The 16,989-nt window shown below is 35.0% G+C and carries 17 protein-coding genes and 1 pseudogene; 2 read left to right on the top strand and 16 right to left on the bottom strand.

From position 1 onward, the window contains the following. Window positions 1-264: 264 nt before the first annotated feature. From J2S19_RS23000 to J2S19_RS22990, 3 genes are all read right to left on the bottom strand, one after another. Window positions 265-1,722: a DHA2 family efflux MFS transporter permease subunit gene (locus J2S19_RS23000; RefSeq protein ID WP_307347062.1), complete on the bottom strand. Its 1,458-nt coding sequence runs from the start codon at window positions 1,720-1,722 to the stop codon at window positions 265-267. A 453-nt stretch (window positions 1,723-2,175) separates the two neighbouring features. After that, complete coding sequence (locus J2S19_RS22995) at window positions 2,176-3,177, bottom strand: HD-GYP domain-containing protein (protein WP_307347059.1); 1,002 nt, start codon at window positions 3,175-3,177, stop codon at window positions 2,176-2,178. Window positions 3,178-3,207: 30 nt separating this feature from the next. After that, window positions 3,208-3,777, bottom strand: coding sequence for a DNA-binding protein (locus J2S19_RS22990; RefSeq protein WP_307347056.1), 570 nt, complete (start codon window positions 3,775-3,777; stop codon window positions 3,208-3,210). A 195-nt stretch (window positions 3,778-3,972) separates the two neighbouring features. On the opposite strand from J2S19_RS22990, the gene J2S19_RS22985 reads away from it, so the two are divergent. Further along, window positions 3,973-5,322 (top strand): helix-turn-helix domain-containing protein, encoded by a 1,350-nt coding sequence (locus J2S19_RS22985; RefSeq protein WP_307347055.1) that lies wholly within the window; start codon window positions 3,973-3,975, stop codon window positions 5,320-5,322. Between the two features lie 746 nt (window positions 5,323-6,068). On the opposite strand, the gene murB is transcribed toward J2S19_RS22985, so the two are convergent. The 5 genes from murB to J2S19_RS22960 all read right to left on the bottom strand — a co-directional run bounded on the left by murB (window position 6,069) and on the right by J2S19_RS22960 (window position 11,175). Then, a complete protein-coding gene (murB, locus tag J2S19_RS22980; protein ID WP_307347052.1) occupies window positions 6,069-6,995 on the bottom strand; it encodes a UDP-N-acetylmuramate dehydrogenase in 927 nt (308 codons plus the stop codon). 236 nt (window positions 6,996-7,231) lie between these two features. After that, on the bottom strand, window positions 7,232-8,419 hold the full coding sequence (locus J2S19_RS22975) for a PDZ domain-containing protein (protein WP_307347049.1): 1,188 nt from the start codon (window positions 8,417-8,419) through the stop codon (window positions 7,232-7,234). Between the two features lie 75 nt (window positions 8,420-8,494). Further along, window positions 8,495-8,833 (bottom strand): swarming motility protein SwrAA, encoded by a 339-nt coding sequence (locus tag J2S19_RS22970; protein ID WP_307347046.1) that lies wholly within the window; start codon window positions 8,831-8,833, stop codon window positions 8,495-8,497. 354 nt (window positions 8,834-9,187) lie between these two features. Next, a complete protein-coding gene (locus J2S19_RS22965; protein WP_307347044.1) occupies window positions 9,188-10,645 on the bottom strand; it encodes a S41 family peptidase in 1,458 nt (485 codons plus the stop codon). Window positions 10,646-10,875: 230 nt separating this feature from the next. Then, on the bottom strand, window positions 10,876-11,175 hold the full coding sequence (locus J2S19_RS22960) for a contact-dependent growth inhibition system immunity protein (protein WP_307347041.1): 300 nt from the start codon (window positions 11,173-11,175) through the stop codon (window positions 10,876-10,878). Between the two features lie 238 nt (window positions 11,176-11,413). Here J2S19_RS22960 and J2S19_RS22955 point away from each other — a divergent pair. Further along, window positions 11,414-11,660: pseudogene (locus tag J2S19_RS22955) on the top strand (SMI1/KNR4 family protein); the annotation flags it as partial. A 176-nt stretch (window positions 11,661-11,836) separates the two neighbouring features. On the opposite strand, the gene J2S19_RS22950 reads toward J2S19_RS22955, so the two are convergent. From J2S19_RS22950 to J2S19_RS22915, 8 genes are all read right to left on the bottom strand, one after another. Beyond that, window positions 11,837-12,220, bottom strand: a complete 384-nt coding sequence (locus tag J2S19_RS22950; protein WP_307347038.1) for an immunity 22 family protein — start codon at window positions 12,218-12,220, stop codon at window positions 11,837-11,839. Window positions 12,221-12,668: 448 nt separating this feature from the next. Continuing rightward, window positions 12,669-13,079: a hypothetical protein gene (locus J2S19_RS22945; protein ID WP_307347035.1), complete on the bottom strand. Its 411-nt coding sequence runs from the start codon at window positions 13,077-13,079 to the stop codon at window positions 12,669-12,671. 170 nt (window positions 13,080-13,249) lie between these two features. After that, the gene (locus tag J2S19_RS22940) at window positions 13,250-13,693 is read right to left on the bottom strand and encodes an SMI1/KNR4 family protein (protein WP_307347032.1); all 444 of its coding nucleotides are present in this window, start codon (window positions 13,691-13,693) and stop codon (window positions 13,250-13,252) included. Window positions 13,694-13,944: 251 nt separating this feature from the next. Then, window positions 13,945-14,424 carry a DUF2247 family protein gene (locus J2S19_RS22935; RefSeq protein WP_307347029.1) on the bottom strand — a complete coding sequence of 160 codons (480 nt, stop codon included), beginning with the start codon at window positions 14,422-14,424 and terminating at the stop codon, window positions 13,945-13,947. Window positions 14,425-14,549: 125 nt separating this feature from the next. After that, window positions 14,550-14,882: a hypothetical protein gene (locus tag J2S19_RS22930; protein WP_307347026.1), complete on the bottom strand. Its 333-nt coding sequence runs from the start codon at window positions 14,880-14,882 to the stop codon at window positions 14,550-14,552. 214 nt (window positions 14,883-15,096) lie between these two features. After that, the gene (locus tag J2S19_RS22925; protein ID WP_307347024.1) at window positions 15,097-15,507 is read right to left on the bottom strand and encodes an immunity 70 family protein; all 411 of its coding nucleotides are present in this window, start codon (window positions 15,505-15,507) and stop codon (window positions 15,097-15,099) included. Further along, entirely contained in the window at window positions 15,498-16,040 is a 543-nt protein-coding gene (locus J2S19_RS22920) for an Imm6 family immunity protein (protein ID WP_307347022.1), read from the bottom strand. The genes J2S19_RS22925 and J2S19_RS22920 overlap by 10 nt, the downstream gene beginning before the upstream one ends. 334 nt (window positions 16,041-16,374) lie before the next feature. Then, window positions 16,375-16,860, bottom strand: coding sequence for a DUF6985 domain-containing protein (locus J2S19_RS22915; RefSeq protein WP_307347019.1), 486 nt, complete (start codon window positions 16,858-16,860; stop codon window positions 16,375-16,377). Window positions 16,861-16,989: the final 129 nt, after the last annotated feature.

Below are 16,989 nucleotides of genomic sequence, written 5' to 3'. Positions count from 1 at the left end.
GACAATGCACTACCTGTCAGCTATACACTTCCGCCACTACGGTGTGTTCGGGACTTTCACCCGTTAGTCCGATACGCTGCCAAGCGCACAAAAGAATCGAAGACGTTTTTGTCTTCGATTCTTTTGGGCTAGGCGCTAAAGCTGGATGCCGCAGCGCTTATTCACATTTCAAGATTTTATCATTTCCTAAACAAAAACAAAAAAAACGGAAAACACTATTCAACGTGTTCTCCGTTTTTTTTGATTTGCTAAGCATCTCATTCCTTAGCTAGACACCTTAACCCGCTTAATAAAGAATGCAACAATTAACGCAATCACCGCAGCTATTAAAGCAAAAATGAATCCATCCTGAACACCTGCTGTAAACGCAACTGGACCGTGTGACGGATCATCTGGATTGCTAACAGACTGTAAGTAACGATTCTCTCCAGCTGATAAAATACTAACCGCAACCGCTGTACCGATCGCTCCAGACACTTGCTGTAATGTATTCATAATTGCAGTGCCATCAGGATAATACTGTGGTGGCAGCTGATTTAAACCATTTGTTTGTGCCGGCATCATGACCATCGACACACCAATCATAAGTGCGATATGCAACGTCACGATTAGGGCGATCGATGTTTCAGTCGTGATAGTAGAGAAGAACCATAACACAACAGAAACAATTACTAAGCCTGGGATGACTAACCATTTAGGGCCATATTTATCAAAAAGACGTCCCATAACAGGTGAGAGCAATCCGTTCAAAATTCCACCCGGGAGCAAGACTAAGCCTGCAATTACCGCTGAAACAACTAAACCACGTTGTAAATACATTGGTAAAAGCAGCATGGATGATAAAATGACCATCATACAGATGAAGACTAAGATAAGACCGATTGTAAACATCGGGTAGCGGAACGCCCGTAAATTTATCATTGGATGTTCCATTTTAAACTGACGAATTGAGAATAATAGCAGTGAAATCGCACCAGCAGCGATAAACGCGATTACTTCCGGATTTGACCAACCACCAGAACCTTCACCTGCACTACTAAATCCAAATACTATGCCACCAAAACCAATAGTTGATAGGATAATAGATAAAATATCAATTTTTGGCTTTGTTACTTCAGAAACATTTTCTAAAAAGAAAATCCCGGCAAGTAAACCGATTACTAAGAACGGTAATGACAACCAAAAAATCCAATTCCACGTTAAATTCTCAAGCACGAACCCTGAAAACGTCGGTCCAACTGCTGGGGCAAACATAATGACTAATCCGATCATCCCCATTGCACCACCACGTTTTTCAGGCGGAATAATGACTAAAATCGTATTAAACATTAATGGTAAAAGTAACGCTGTCCCCATCGCCTGAAATACACGGGCAATCATTAAGATTTCAAAGCTTGGTGCTAACGCTGCAATAAGCGTTCCAATGATTGATAAGCATAAAGACGTGATAAATAATTGTCTCGTCGTAAACCACTGTAACAGCAACCCTGAAACAGGTACTAAAATCCCTAGTGTTAACAGATATCCAGTTGTTAACCATTGAATTGTCGCGGCATTCGTCTGAAATACTTGAATCAATTCAGTTATCGCAATATTTAGAGCTGTCTCACTAAAGAGACCGATAAAACCACTAATAAGAAAAGCAACTAGAATTGGTACGACTTTATACGTCTTTCCAGTGCTTTGACTCTCAGCTGCGCTTGCACTAACACTTACATCCATTATGTAATCTCCTCTCAAAGCAAATTTTCATGTTGACACAGAACAATACTATTTCTCCCAAAATCTAACGGCTAAATAGATTTTGTTTAAAGCAGCCCCTTTCTGCCTATCATCCAAAAACAAGCTATCCTGTAAATTATTGTTTTTTCTTTGACCGCTAAATTATAGTTGACATAGCGCTTTCATGTCAATTTTGTTGTTTGAAAAGATTTTGTAAGCAATAGCCCTGTAATAAGGGACAAAAAAACTCACCATCTCCTGATAATGAGTCGTTTTTAACTATAGGCTGTTTTCGTAAACATTGTTGCTTTTTACTTAGTTGTCGTGCGTAAACGCCTGTGGAGTCTCACCTCTCCCACGCATCCCGCAGGAGTCTCACGCTTCCGCTCCAACCAACCTTGATATAAGTCAATACAAAAAAGCAATAATCTTTTAGAAAAGAGCCTACCTATATTAACTAACTTTCTCTTTAACGTTCGATTCAATTAATCCACTTATCATAATCGAAGGATGATCGGCTAAATGAATCTCTTGTTGATTGTCCAAATATTTGATAAGCGGGCGATGCAAATCAGATTTTATCCCTGTTACGACAGCATCTTTACCATTACTCAACCTCACCTTTGTCCCAGGTATATAAGAAGGGACACTTGTTAGAAAGGCTGAAATCACATTACCGGAATATTCCGTCTCATATTTCGTCATCAACATTTCTAATGCTTCATGCGGCAATACTTTCTCCTGTGATAGTAACCGTTCATATACATTTGCAACTGCACAAATTTGTGGGTATTCAAGAATTTCTTTTCCAGCTATTTGTCGTGGGTACCCTTGTCCATTTAATAATTCATGATGCTGATACGCAATATGGGCAGACAATAAACTAACTTCACGAATTGATTTAATAAATTCAAAGCCTTTTTGCGGATGTTCAGCCGTGACATTAGTTAATGCTTTACCGATATCGTGCAAAAGTGCACCAATGGCAAGCTCCTTCAACTTAGACGGCGCGTATTGAAGTGTCTTCCCTGTTTGGATTGAAAGTAAGGCGACATTTACGACATGTGCATATTCCTTTAACTCGTCAGCTACAAATGAAGAAGGAATAAGAAAAATTGTTTTTCGCTGTGTGACCTCATGAATCATTTTCGACGCTGTTTGCTGTAAGTCAATTAACGGAATTGGTTGCTTCATTCGTACGTTTTCGTACACCTTTTGGACAACCTCAATTGCATCTAGCCACGTCGGCATATCAAGCATTTCATCCATCGTAATCCCTTGTGTGTCAGCATCCTCAACCATTAATGTTGAAATCCCTAACTCTTTAATCCGTTCAATTAATTTAGGATGAATCGTTCTCCCTGACGCCAATAAAACCCGTCTCATCCGGTCATATACAGGTCTAGCAAGCTGCATTGTTTCATGGTCATAGTCTGTTATTTCAATAAATTGCATGTTGTATACCCCTTCTACGATACGTGCTACTTATCTGACTGCTTCTAATCTACTATACTTGCGCTTAACACTAATCACTGAACGCTCAAGCTTATTTGCAACTTCATAGATTGAATATCCTTCCATCATAAGTAGTCGTAATTGCCGTTCTTCACGAATGCTCCATACTTTATATGTAGTAGGATTTTCACACTTTCTTTCATGTTCAACCCAGTTCGGTTCTGGAATAATGGTATGTGGTTCAATTTTAGAAAAATCGATTTTTTCTTTATGGTCCTCTGCCCATTTCCAAAAATCTTCAGGCTCAATAAAGTAAAATCTTCTACTACAGCGGGTTACTTTTTTCGTACTATTTAATCCATGCTTCGTAATCCATGCCCGAACAGTTGTCGCATCTTTTTGAACTAATTTCGCTAATTCATATGTAGTTAAAAAGCCTGTTTGTGCTTTTGTATTCGAGATGCCTAATCGTTTTAATTTGTTTTTGATTGATTCTTCAGTCCTACCTAATCGTTCAGATAATGTTGATATCTTTAATTTACCGACATTGTCTTTTAAAAACTCAATATCATCATTCGACCAATTTCTTCTTTTCGTCATACTAATCACCTAATCCAATTATGATAAATAGTAAATATGTATTAAATTATATCAAGTATTATGAAAATTTCAATGGAATTTTTAAATAAAAATCTTAAAAACTTCATTTTTATAGTTAATTAGAACTATATCTAGTAATTTGAGAAGAATTTCAGTAAAATATAGTTAAGAAACACATTTTTGATAGGAGACCATATGAAAAAACAAATACCACGCCATAATGAATTAGGAATAAAAATTCGTGAAGCAAGAAAGAGCAAAGGATTAACATTAGGTGAACTCGCTAAAGGAATTTGCTCACTTGGAAAAATGAGTAACATTGAAAATGGCCATGTCTCTGTCACTAGCAAAGAGCTCGAAAAGTTCTGCGAAAAACTAGACATCCCTCCAAATTTCTTTGCAGACCCTAATATAGAAGAAAAAATCAAAGAACTAGATACATTAAAGCTTAAAATACTAGACTACATTACCTTCAAAAATTGGAAATTTGTGAAACAGCAATTAGAGATTTTCCAAGATAAGATTTATACGTACCAAATCCAAACGAGGGAAATTGACTATGATTTCTTAAGCGCTATCTATTATTACGAAACAAAGCAATACATCCTTGCTGAAACTTTTACAACAAAGGTAATCAGCAATACAGAAGAAAACAACTACAATTTGCGTTTAAAAATTAAAGCTTACAATCTATTAGCAACCATTTATTTTCACCAAAAGAAAAGTGCAAAAAGCATCAGCTTCCTAGACGAAGCATTAAAACTATCAAAAGATAGTCCGACAATTACGAAAGAAGAACGAGACAACATCTACTTTAACCGCGCCATTTTGTACTTATACATCGGTTTAAGTGGACAAGCCATTCGAAGTTTAAACAAAGTGAACCATTACCTCATTTCTCCGCTGCAAACTGAATATGTGAAACTACTTATTTCATACACGGAAGACAATGAAATCGAAGAAATGAAGGAAAAACTATTTCAATTAAGAGAAAAGCTCCAACAAACGAATGACAAAGAAGGCATTTTAAGAGGCTGGGCATTAACAGCATACTCAGACTTAGCAGACAAACCATCATCAATACTAATGAAACAGTGGAAAGATGAATTCTTCGCCGATATTGAATCGATTAGTAACGACCACCAAGAACAAACATTAGCGCTTCTCCAACTAGGTGTTTACGTCTGCTTGAAAAACAACGTTGACCAAGAAATCATCAAATCCCTAATCGACAAATCTGCTGATTTAGCTCAAACAGTCCAAGATGCAAACTTACTCGCAAAAAATTACTATATAATGGCTAAATACGAAATCCAATATAAACAAGACAACAACATCGCCCTCTCTTATTTTGAACAGGCTCTCCAAATATTAGGCGAAGTCGATGAAAGCTTGTTAAAAGCAGATATCCTGTTTGAAATTAGTACTCTCAAGCAAGTAAACAACGATGCTATGGACGCATTAAAGCTATACCATTCACATATGGAAGGCAATTTCTTATTTACTCATTTTCATGAACTGACATTGCCGAAATTGCTATATTAGTCGGTTTGACAACTCTCTTTAAGTGAAGAGGGTTGTTTTTTTGTAGGGGTGATGATTGGTTTGAGGGGGTTGGTTAGATTTGGGTTATGGATACTAATGGAGGAAAATACTGAAGAATAGATAGCTAAATCCGTAGTCTTCGTTGATTTTATGAAGGTCTTTAATATCCAGTTAAAGTGAACTAATATTGTCGCAGGGAAATTAGCAGGGGCTTTATTTACCGTAAGAGCAGACAAACTTTGTCTAAGGTTATATAACAGAGGCCTATTTGACCGTTAATTTAGAAATAGAACTTTGACGGGCATTTAGCTGGGCTTTATTTACCGTAAGAGCGGACAAACTCTGTCTAAGGTTATATAACGGAGGCCTATTTGACCGTTAATTTAGAAATAGAACTCTGTCGGGCATTTAGCTGGGGTTTTATTTACCGTAAAAGCGGAAAATCTTTGTCTAAGGTTATATAGCGGAAGCCTATTTGACCGTTAATTTAGAAATAGAACTCTGTCGGCCATTTAGAAGCGGCTTTTTTTACTGTAAAATCGGACAAACTTTGTCTATGGGGTTCCTCTTTGACCGTCGGTGCAGATAAAGTCAGCTATGGGGAAATTGCAGTATCTTTTTGACCATTGAATAGAAAGGAATTGGTTTCATCGCCTTTATCATTATATAAATGACCAATTTTAACCCTGTTCATTTATATAAAAACAAAAAAGGAGACACCGCGCTCTCCTCTTTCGCTCTTTGAACTATTTCTCCTTACTATCCCGACCAATAATGACAACCTCACGTTCTAAATCAACAGAATAACGTTCTTTTACTGTCTTTTGAACATGGTGAATTAAGTCGATGTAATCCTTTGCTGTGGCGTTGTCGACGTTGACGATGAAGCCGGCGTGTTTTGTTGAGACTTCTGCTCCGCCGATTCTGTAGCCTTGTAAGCCGCAGTCTTGGACGAGTTTCCCTGTGTAGTGGCCTTGTGGACGTTTGAATACACTGCCGCATGAAGGGTATTCTAACGGTTGTTTGCTTTCTCGTAAAAAGGTATTTTTGTCCATCACTTCTTTAATCGCTTCATATTCAGCTGGTTGTAAGATAAATTCCGCTTCTAGGACAATGTATTTCTTTTCTGAAATGATACTTTTTCTATAGCTTAATTCAAGGTCTTCACTCTTAAGGTTGAGCAGCTCCCCTTCTTCTGTCATAACCGTTGCACTTTTTAAGACGTCAGAGATTTGACCGCCGTAGGCACCGGCATTCATATAGAGGGCTCCGCCGACTGTTCCGGGTATTCCACAGGCAAACTCAAGTCCAGAGAGTCTGCTTTCTAACGCATGTCTTGAAACATCAATAATTTTTGCTCCAGCTTGGGCGTAGATTGTTTGACCATCTGTTTTAATGGAATCCATTTTGTTCAAGTTAATGGTGATGCCTTGAATACCTTCGTCTTTTACAATAAGGTTTGAGCCATTTCCAATTAGTGTGACTGGTGTTTCGTATTGTTTAGCCAACTGTAAAACAGTTTGTAGCTGATTTGCATCTTTCGGTGTTACAAAAATGTCAGCCTCTCCACCTAATTTTGTATACGTGTACTGCTTAATTGGTTCAGAAAACTTCACTAATTCTGCTGGTAAAGCCTCTAATAAACGTTTTTCTATTATTGAATGATTTGTCATCATGTTAACTCCTTATGTTGATGTTACTATTATTTTATCTAATTTAGGCAAAATGTTGATAAATTAATTAGACCATATCACTATATTTCATGCAATAGGTGAAACATCATGCACGGAAATGCAAAACGAGGCTGACTCAATAAGGTCCGATTCTCTCAACAAACACCGATATATAGATTACTCACTATATATTTTGTTGAAGGAATCTTAGCCTTTGATTGAGTCACCCTCGTTCGTTACACAGCTTCATTCTCCCACTTCTTATCATCCTCTACAAATAGGATGCCGAGCTCATGATGCTCTCCGTCATACAATGCACGTTGAGTGAAACGGATTTCACCATTTATATCGATAACTTCCAGCTTACAGTAAGCACTATTCTTCTGTAACGCTTGATAAAATTCTTCAATTGTACGGACATTGAGACCATTTACTTTAATAATAAGTTCACCGACTTGCAACGCCATTTTTTCAGCTGGTGAATTTGGTAAAATCCCTAGTACCATTAAGCCGCGGTCACGCTTTGAAAAGTAAAAAGCTGCTGAGTCGTCATTAAGCCTTTGTTTTATCGTTAAAAATTCACGACCTACTAACGCAATAAATAGGACAACTAATGCAACAACAGGGTACCAAACACTAGCAATCGATAATCCTAACGTTAATACACCTAGCCAAATGACTCTTGTCCCTGTAATTTTTATACTTTCAAGCGGTAATGAGCCTTGCACTTGCTGATTAAAGCCAATGAAAAATGGTACAAAGAGCAGTAAAAATGATTCGCCATTAATTGTTAACACGGGCCACCATGGCAACGTGGATGTTAATGAGCCACCAGGAACTAAAAATAACAATGGCAGCATCCACGTGCGATTTGCTTCATGTGTTCCAATTGGCAACCCTCTTGTACTTGTCTTAACAAATGGTGATGTATTTTTATGTGCAGTCCGATAAATTAATACACCTTCAGCGATGATTAAAAGCCCTGCCAGTATACTTAAAGAAGAGAATGGTGTATCCGATAGTCCAATGAAAAATTGATCAACATTTACAACTTGTCCACTTGATAACAGTGCGGTTAAAAACAATGTGATGCCAATTGTAAATGAAGCAGACAGGAACCGCAGTTTAAATGTAAATGCTAATACTGCTGTCACAATTGCAAGCAACACCAATGTTCCAAACGGCAGGCTAACACCTAGCCCGAACAAGATAACTGAAACGATAAGACCAATTATAATCCCTTTCGTATACGTAAACTTTATTTCTTCATACATATCATGTACACGTATATGAAATGATTTCCGTTCACGTTTAATCCGAAAATACCCGTGTGCAAGTGTTAGAAGAAAGAATAAATAAAAGAGCGGGTGCAGAAAGAAACGACCAATTGCAAAAAGCAACTCTAGTAACCATTGTTCTACCAAAACAGAATCCCACCTTACTGTTTCTACTCTATTGGTTACTCATATTTTACCACCTATACATCTAAATGAGTATGCTTATTTTAAGTTGTTCCAAAGTCTCGTATTCGACAAGGAAAAGTCTTGGTCAATTTCGATTTGTAAAACATCGTGAATCATCTGCAATGAACGTTTTATATCCGTTAAGCTAAGCTGCAATCGTTTATGATTTTGCACGAGATAGGAAAAATAGAGACGCACTACTTCTGAATCAATATCAGTTACTTCTTTTACCGTTGTATAATTCGCTAAATACCTGCAAAACAGTTGAATCCATTTACTCGTGTGGGCAACGCCTTCTCCGTATGCGTTTCTTTCACTGATTTCCTTTAGTAAATGTTCAAAAACCTTTTCTCGATGATAGCTAGACTTTTTCATGATGAATCCCCCGGCTTTCTTAGCGTTATCGTATTCATACGTATTAGCAAAACGATTTTGTTTACTTATAATTTTCGATTAAATTTCGTAATTTACGACGTTTTCATAAAAAATTGGGGGTTCTGACCTATGTATGGGTAGAAGAGAATCTTTTCTAGGAAAACGAGCGGATAAAGACATATCGTTTTACCGTGCCAAATCTCTTATTCAGTATGTTTAATCAACATTGAAAGAGGGCGACTCCTACGGTCGGCCCCCTCCAACAAACACAGATAGATAGAATGCAGTCCTGAGTGTCTATCTAAACTTCGATTTTGCAGGGACTAACAGTTGATGTTAAGTCACCCTCGGCTTCTATTCAAACAGCGCTTTTATCGCTCTTTTTAATTGTACATCGTATTCATCATGGTCCTTTAATTCCAGTAGCTTTTCATTCATCGTATCTGCAGTTTGCAAGTCTACCTTCCCACTAATAGGCAAGTCATGTTTCTCTTGGAATGACTTAACCGCTTTTTCTGTATCTTTACTGAAATAACCATCTTTTCGATCTACCTTAAAGCCTAAACCTTCTAACGCTGTTTGGACAGCTTTCACTTGTTCATTATTCATGTCAACGACAAGTGGTTTTTCTAGCTGTAATGGACTTAATTGATAGATACCAGGCTGTTCAACTTTAATCGTTGGCGCAACACCTTTTTTATGAATCCAGTTACCATCAGGAGTTAGCCATTTATATAGCGTTAATTTTATATTACTGCCATCTCCCATTGGAACTGCTTGCTGCACTGTACCTTTGCCGAATGTTGTTTCACCGACAAGTTTGTAACCAGATGCTTCATTTAATGCACCTGCCAATATTTCTGATGCAGAGGCACTGCCCTTATCAATAAGCACCGTCACTGGGTATTCCTTCGGTTTCGTGAGGGTAGAGAAATATCGCTTCTTATCACCGTTACGTTCTTCAATTTGGATATACGGATGGTCCTTGGTCACGAATTGTTTTAAAATTTCTTCAACACTTTGTAGGTATCCACCTGGATTTCCGCGTACATCTAGAACAAGCCCTTCAATCTTTTTCTTTTCTAAATCCTTTAATGTCGTTTCAAAATCTTTTGCTGTGTCCTCTGAAAACGATGTAATTTGGATGTAGCCTACCTTTTTCCCTTTGTGCTCCTTCATTGAGCCAAATACTGTTTCGACTGGGATTTCATCACGAGTGACATCGAACGTCAGTTTTTCACGTGAATTCGGTCTGACAACTTCAATCGCAACCTTTGTTCCCTTTTTACCACGGATTTTTAGAACTGTTTCATGCAAGTCAAGTCCTTCAACATCTTCCCCATCAATTTTCGTAATTTGGTCGTTTGGTTGTAGCCCTGCTTTCTCGGCAGGTGAACCTTTAAATGGTGAGATGATCGTAACTTTGCCACTCTTCATCCCAACCTCAGCACCAATTCCTTCAAACGATGAATCAAGTGATTGTGAAAATTGCTTTGCTGTGTCTTTATCCATATAAACTGAATACGGATCATCTAACGTGGATAGCATTCCTTGAATTGCCCCTTCAAGAAGCTTTTCCTCGTCAACTTCTTCAACATAACGAGTTGAAATTAACTCAAGTGCCTGTTTAAACTTATCAAAGCCTTCGATTTCTGAGGCCTCATCTTCAGTATTGAGAACATTTGCGGTAACAGGTAAGGCAGCCACCTCTTCTGTTTTGCCGCGCTCAGATAACTCCAATCCAACATACATGCTACCTGCTCCAAAAGCGAATGCTAATACGATGAACAATGCAGAAATTTTTTGCTTCATCCAATACCTCCTATTTCCAATGTAGACAGGTTTTACATCACTATTATTTGACTTTTTTTAGTATATGTAATGCTTGTACAAATCATGTAAGGAAATGAAGAAAGTGATTTAGTGGGGACTGTCCCTCACTACGTTAATGCGGTAAAACAGTGAGGGACTGTCCCCCTACTTTCCTAAACAATAAAAAAACCTTGAAAGGCATTAGCCAATCAAGGTTATCTTTGAATTTTTTATTTTATATTCACTCCTTCTTTCATTTTCACTACTAAATTATTTAGCCACTGTAGAGGGTTTAATTCAATAGCTGAAAAATAAACTTCGGCATTATTTTGAATAATAATTTCTTTCTCCTGTTTTGTTAAATTACTATTCAAAAACTTCTCACAATTCTCTATTGTAGAGAGCAGACATTCTATGCTAGCTTCGTTTATAAACTCATCTAATGCTTTATCTGGAGAACTGATGTCTTGATGAAATGTTCCTCCTAAAAAATCTTCCAGCTCTTCTAAGTAATCATAAGGCTCATCCATAAACTACCCCTTCTTTCTATTTAACAGGGTACTGTTAAAATAAAACTTTCATTATTATATTTTTAAGTTATTATTTTGCGTTTGTAACATTCCCGATTTGTTCACGATATTCTTTTATATGTTTCTTTGAATTTTTCAAAGAGTCATGCAACTGAGTGTTTTATTGGTTTCCGAGCGATATCTCCGTAATCATCTTCATCTACATCAATAAATTTATTAGCGTGCTCATCCCATGATTTACAAGGTTACACTACCGGCAGAATTAGTTCCTTTTGCCTTTGACCCATCGGGAAATTTAATATGTTTTGACTATAAAAATGAAAAAAATAACCCTGTTGTATTATTTGGGAACATGAAAATGCTGGTGAAGAAGAAATGTTGATGCAGAAGAAGGATTAACAGAAGAACAATGGAAGCCGTGCTAGAGAGAATGTATATTACATTGCAGATACATTTACTGATTTTTAAGTAAATTACACGATTAAAAAATATAATGATGAATGAAAAAAGTTTATGTGAAACATTAGACCAAATTGTAAGGGGGATCGATGGGTAATCCTCACTCATTTAATATCCTTCTTTCGTTTCGAAAATCAATTATAGAATACGAACATCTTTTTATGTTACCCTATGTTTCAGTGACCTACTCAACTATAACCATTCAGTCTATATACTCTGCTGTACCTATATAATCTAATTTGTATGCATTTTTATTTACTGAAGATACAGGCCTTCCATCTTTATCATAATTATAATTATAAATTAAAATAATGGTATTATATTTAGAGCTTAACTTGACATTGATGAACTGCTTTATTAACTGTTCATCATATGAAAAATCTACTAGAAGCTCTTTTATATCATCTGTAGTATTTGGTATCCAATCCTTTTCTATTATGTCTCTATCATAATAACCCAATTTAAATTCTCTCTCAAAAACAGAAGGAATACTATCTCCATCCTCATCATAAATTAATTCAGTGTATTTTTCGACATCATCAAAATTACTGAAATGTCCCAACCACAAAGAAACATCATTTTTCAATATTTTTACCTCCTTATTCATTCTGGTAAATCTAGAAACATCATTTTTCATTTTTTACTAGCCCATCCATTCAATTCTCTAACATATTCTCATTATGTATTATTGTAAATTCCCGTTTCCGATGAGGACCGGAAGTATTTACAAATTCTACATCTATTCGTAATAGTTGATATTGCTATTATGAAAATCTGTGTCTACCTTTTAGTCTAGCATTATATGACAAGTGTAGTTGGATTACTAGATAATGATACATTTTTGTTATTAGGATTGTTTGATTATTTATTAATAGCTTCATTAATAAAAGTATTTATTAAAGTTAACTCCACCTTTTTATCAACATCTTAAGATTCAAGACATTTCACCATATAGTTACTCTTCCAATTCACTCTAAACTTTGCAAATCTAGTGATTTTGTACAATTTTTAAGTTTAATAATATTTGCGAATTTTTATAGTTTGTTTTGTTGTAGAAATGCTTCTAAAATTCTTTCAATAGGCAGACTGGCATTTTTTAGTAATTCCTCTACTTTATCCTTTATTTGCTTATTAGAAGCAATTATTTTTTTATACTCTTCACCAACAAAAGAACGTAAAGAATCTATTGCATATTCAGCCACCTCATCACTCTCATTAAGTAATTCTAATAATAAATTAAATCCATATACTCCGTTCTCTTCATCTATACAGTAGGCTAATCTAATTTTATATTTATCATCTTTATCTGTTAATCCCCGAACTAAATTCTCCCAATCAATATTAGTAAACTCACTCATCAATCTTTGTACATACATAAATTCATCGTCATAGAAATAATTATCTGCGCTTTTTTCAGATAATAATGTATCTACTTTTTCGTACAATCACTTCTCCTCCTCTTTTTACTAAAACCACCTGGTAATGGAGCATAATTTGTTATTCCTCAGTGGGTTAAATTCTCATAAAAAAGCACTTGTTTCCTACAATGCCATCAAGTGCTTAAAGTTATTTTTCAATTTTTGAGTTTCTCTTGTTACAACTAGTATCCTGGATATTAAAAATGTATATTTAATTCTTCACGAATTGCTTTTTCTAGGTATTCCTCAAAACTCTCTGCTATAACTTCCTTCCCACCAAAATTAATGTCAAATGTAATAATTTCTGGATTGGGGGAATTAAAGCCTATTGGATTTGCTGCACCGTCTATACCAATTGCTATAAAATCCTCATACCCCTTATGGAGTGCTTTCCTAAAATGTAGAGATTTATCTACAAATGACGGTGTCGCAACAAACTCTGCCTCTTTCAGTCCCAAAATAATAGCCTCACCAACTGCTCCCGAACCATATCTCAAAAGAAATTCTTTAAAATCCTCTGGCAATTTTACTTTTAGTTCATCTTCCGCTTGGATTACTTCCTCAATATTTAGAGGTCCTCCAAAGGCTTCTGGGCACATTTCGTACTCTTCATCGATGGCATTGAATATTTCTATCTTCATTCAGTAATCCCCCTTTTAATCATTTCGTTTGCATATTTTGCTTTCCAATATTCCTTGATCATATAAAACACCATCATGAGTATGTAATCGTATCTTCTACTTTTCCTGTCCGTTTCAAAAATAAGTGCTATGGGACGATTTATGATAAATTTCCACAATTTTTTTCATTCTCTTGGTTAAAGTATAAATCAGTAGTATATCTATAGTACTTATGCAGTAACCTACCCCAGCTATATGGCCTTTTTACTGAATCAAATAAATCTAACCCTCTCCAATTTTAAAAATTCCTCTAACCTATTTACCATATCTTCTTTTGAAGTTGGGACTTCTTGAGGCATATAATTCACAAAACTCACCATATCTTCTGGGTAGTGATGATTCCCATAAAACTCTGCAATTTTATTTAACAATTCATTATCTTCTTTACATCTTTCTTTTATTTCAGATAAACAAACAAATCTGAGTTTTCTATTCTCCTCTACTAAGATTGCGCTTTCTTCTTCCAATTGAGGAAAATATTTAGTTTTTATTTCCAACATAACTTTATCTAAATCTTCACTAGATACTCCCCATGCAAGCTCTCTGACAAACTCACTTTCATCACCAAACTCCATTAACTCTACTGCATAGTCAGAAATTACGTCTTTACTAAAATAATTTTCTTGGACACCTACAAAAATAGTTTTCCAATCATATATAATATTTCTATTTTTTAAATCTTTTAAGTTCATATTATTGTTCACCTTCTGTTTTTTAACGAATAGCGAATATTATACGTTCGTTTCTAGTAAAAACTACCTCAATATAATCCCTCACTTTATTTATAAGTTCCGATAATATGTACTATTATATATTTTCACCAACCTATTTCCGTCGCTAATTGTAAAAGCATTTTTCTATCAAAGTCATCTAATGTTTGATACGTGGATATATCCTCTATGTTTTCTCCGATTTTTTGTAGAGTTAAAATTGCTAAATCACCAATCTTATAATATCCTAATAATTTATCTTCTGTATTCCGTTTAAAAGAAAGCTCATATAGTTTTTTCATTATCTTATCATTATGTACCCCATAATTACCAATAGCTGTCATAACATGATATAGAATTATAGGGTTATTTTTATCTAATAAATTTTCTAATTCTTCGACCGAACAATTTCCTGTATTAATTTTATCTACTGGATACATGATTATGCTCCTTTTTCTTATCTTAAATGAGTTGTTAATAAGTTCCTTTCTTCAATATAATTTTCAAAATAAAGAGTAGATAGGGCATACGTTTTAAAGATATTGTACGTTCTGAAGAATTGGTAAAAAAATCGTGTAGGGCTTACAAGTTCTAAGTCTATTTCGCACTCCGTATCGTAAAAAACCATGAGATAGCGTTCATGGTTTAAAAAAGTTATAGTTTATGAATTTTCAAGTCACATTTATCTTCTTCTGCCACATCCATCGCTGTCCGTATCACTTCAAAGAATGTTTTCCCATCAGCTGTTGCAAAATAATTCACAAGATTAGTCACTTTGGAACTTATTTCCCACGGAGGTTTTTGTGATAAATCATCAATATCCCATATAACTTGTTTCGGCGAGAGTTTTGATAATTCCTGTTCAATTTCAATTAAATTAGCTTTTACAACAGAAACATCATTCCAGTTTAGTTTGTCATGATATAACTCATTCATCATTAAAGGATATTTTGTACCCCATCCTTCTTTTTCAAAATGATAGGAGATTGTTGAAAAAAATGAATGTACAAAATCGCTATGGCCTAATTCGAAATAAAAACAATCTACTAATAGACCTACCGCCATTTAAATTTCACCTCTGTTTCTAAGATTAAAGGTAAACTATCCTTTTTTATAAAATTATTAGCTTGAACAGTATCGTTTAATGAGTAGTTTTCCAAAAGATATCTTTTTACATCATTTAAACTTTCAATCTTAATATACCCAGATTCAATTGCATTTTCACCTAATATTCTTAACGTTTCGTCATCAATCACTTCAACCACTTGAGGAACGAATTTTCTTTTTTCCTTTTTATATGCTTGATAAATTGTATATGAAACAGCATCTAACACTGAATACCATACATACCGCTTTTTTATATCCTTTTCTCTGTTTGCAAACTCAGCGACATCGATATAATCTTCACTGTCTATATAGTTACATAAATCATCTGCATCAATTTTTTTACCTTCAAGCCATTTCCAGCAGGAATTTAGCGCTTCTCTACCAGTATTATATCCACGTTCTTCCACTCCAATGTTATCAAACATTTTTTCGGCTATTACCAATCCTAGTGCAATCTTAGCCTCTGTGTTAAGATTATTGATAAAATCCACGCGTACATTCCCCACTTATTTTCTTATTTTAACCATATTTTCCGTAATTCCGTTTTTCACTTCAAAAGATAAAGTATCTCTATGATATTGTAAATTTGCATCTATTTCTGTCGATACCTTTATCTTTCTAGTTCACTAACAAACTCACTTTCGTCACCAAACTCCATTAACTCTACCTCATATATTAAAACAAAATGCCTTGATAGTTCTGCCATCATGAGTATGAATATCATATAGCCTTTTTATATCACCTCTCATCTATTAATTATAAGAAAAAACCTTGAAGGAACTCATCCATTCAAAGTTAACGTTAACATTCATACTATTATGAATGTTACAATACAATATCTTGATAACCCATTTCTTCTATTATTTCATCCTCAATTTTTATTCCCATTCCATTGTCAATATCCCAGGATACATCGCAAAGTAAACCTAATCTTCTTTTTCCATTCTTTCTTACTCTTCTTACAATTAATTCAACTGGCTTCACTATTCTCTTTAAATCTGAAATAGAATCAACCTTTGGTGCTAATTTATTTGCTTCTAATTTATTACCTAACATCTCTCTATACTCTTCATAGTTCTCAATATAGTAATTGTAAACTTGCTTTTCAGCCTCATGTATTATGTTTTTCATATCTTGATTAAATTTTATAAATGCTTCTCTTTGCACATTTGAAAAATCAGCATTTTCATGTGCATCAACACTTAAAGGTATATCTTTCTCCAAATCAAACATTCTAATCGTTGTTTTCCCTCTCCAAAAATTGTTTTTATATTCAAGCTTTCCAAATAATTCATCATTAATCACGGCCACATAACTACTCTCCTAACTCAACTTTTATATTATATTGTAAACAGTCACTTTGTACCCTCACAATTACCGCAAACATTTCCAAATTCCTCCGGAATTCAATATATACTTCTCTGAAATAATGTGTTAAAT

It is taken from the genome of Metabacillus malikii (genome assembly GCF_030813355.1).
GTDB lineage: Bacteria > Bacillota > Bacilli > Bacillales > Bacillaceae > Metabacillus > Metabacillus malikii.
Note: the sequence above shows the minus strand (reverse complement) of the source record. Positions and strands in the feature narration are given on the sequence as shown.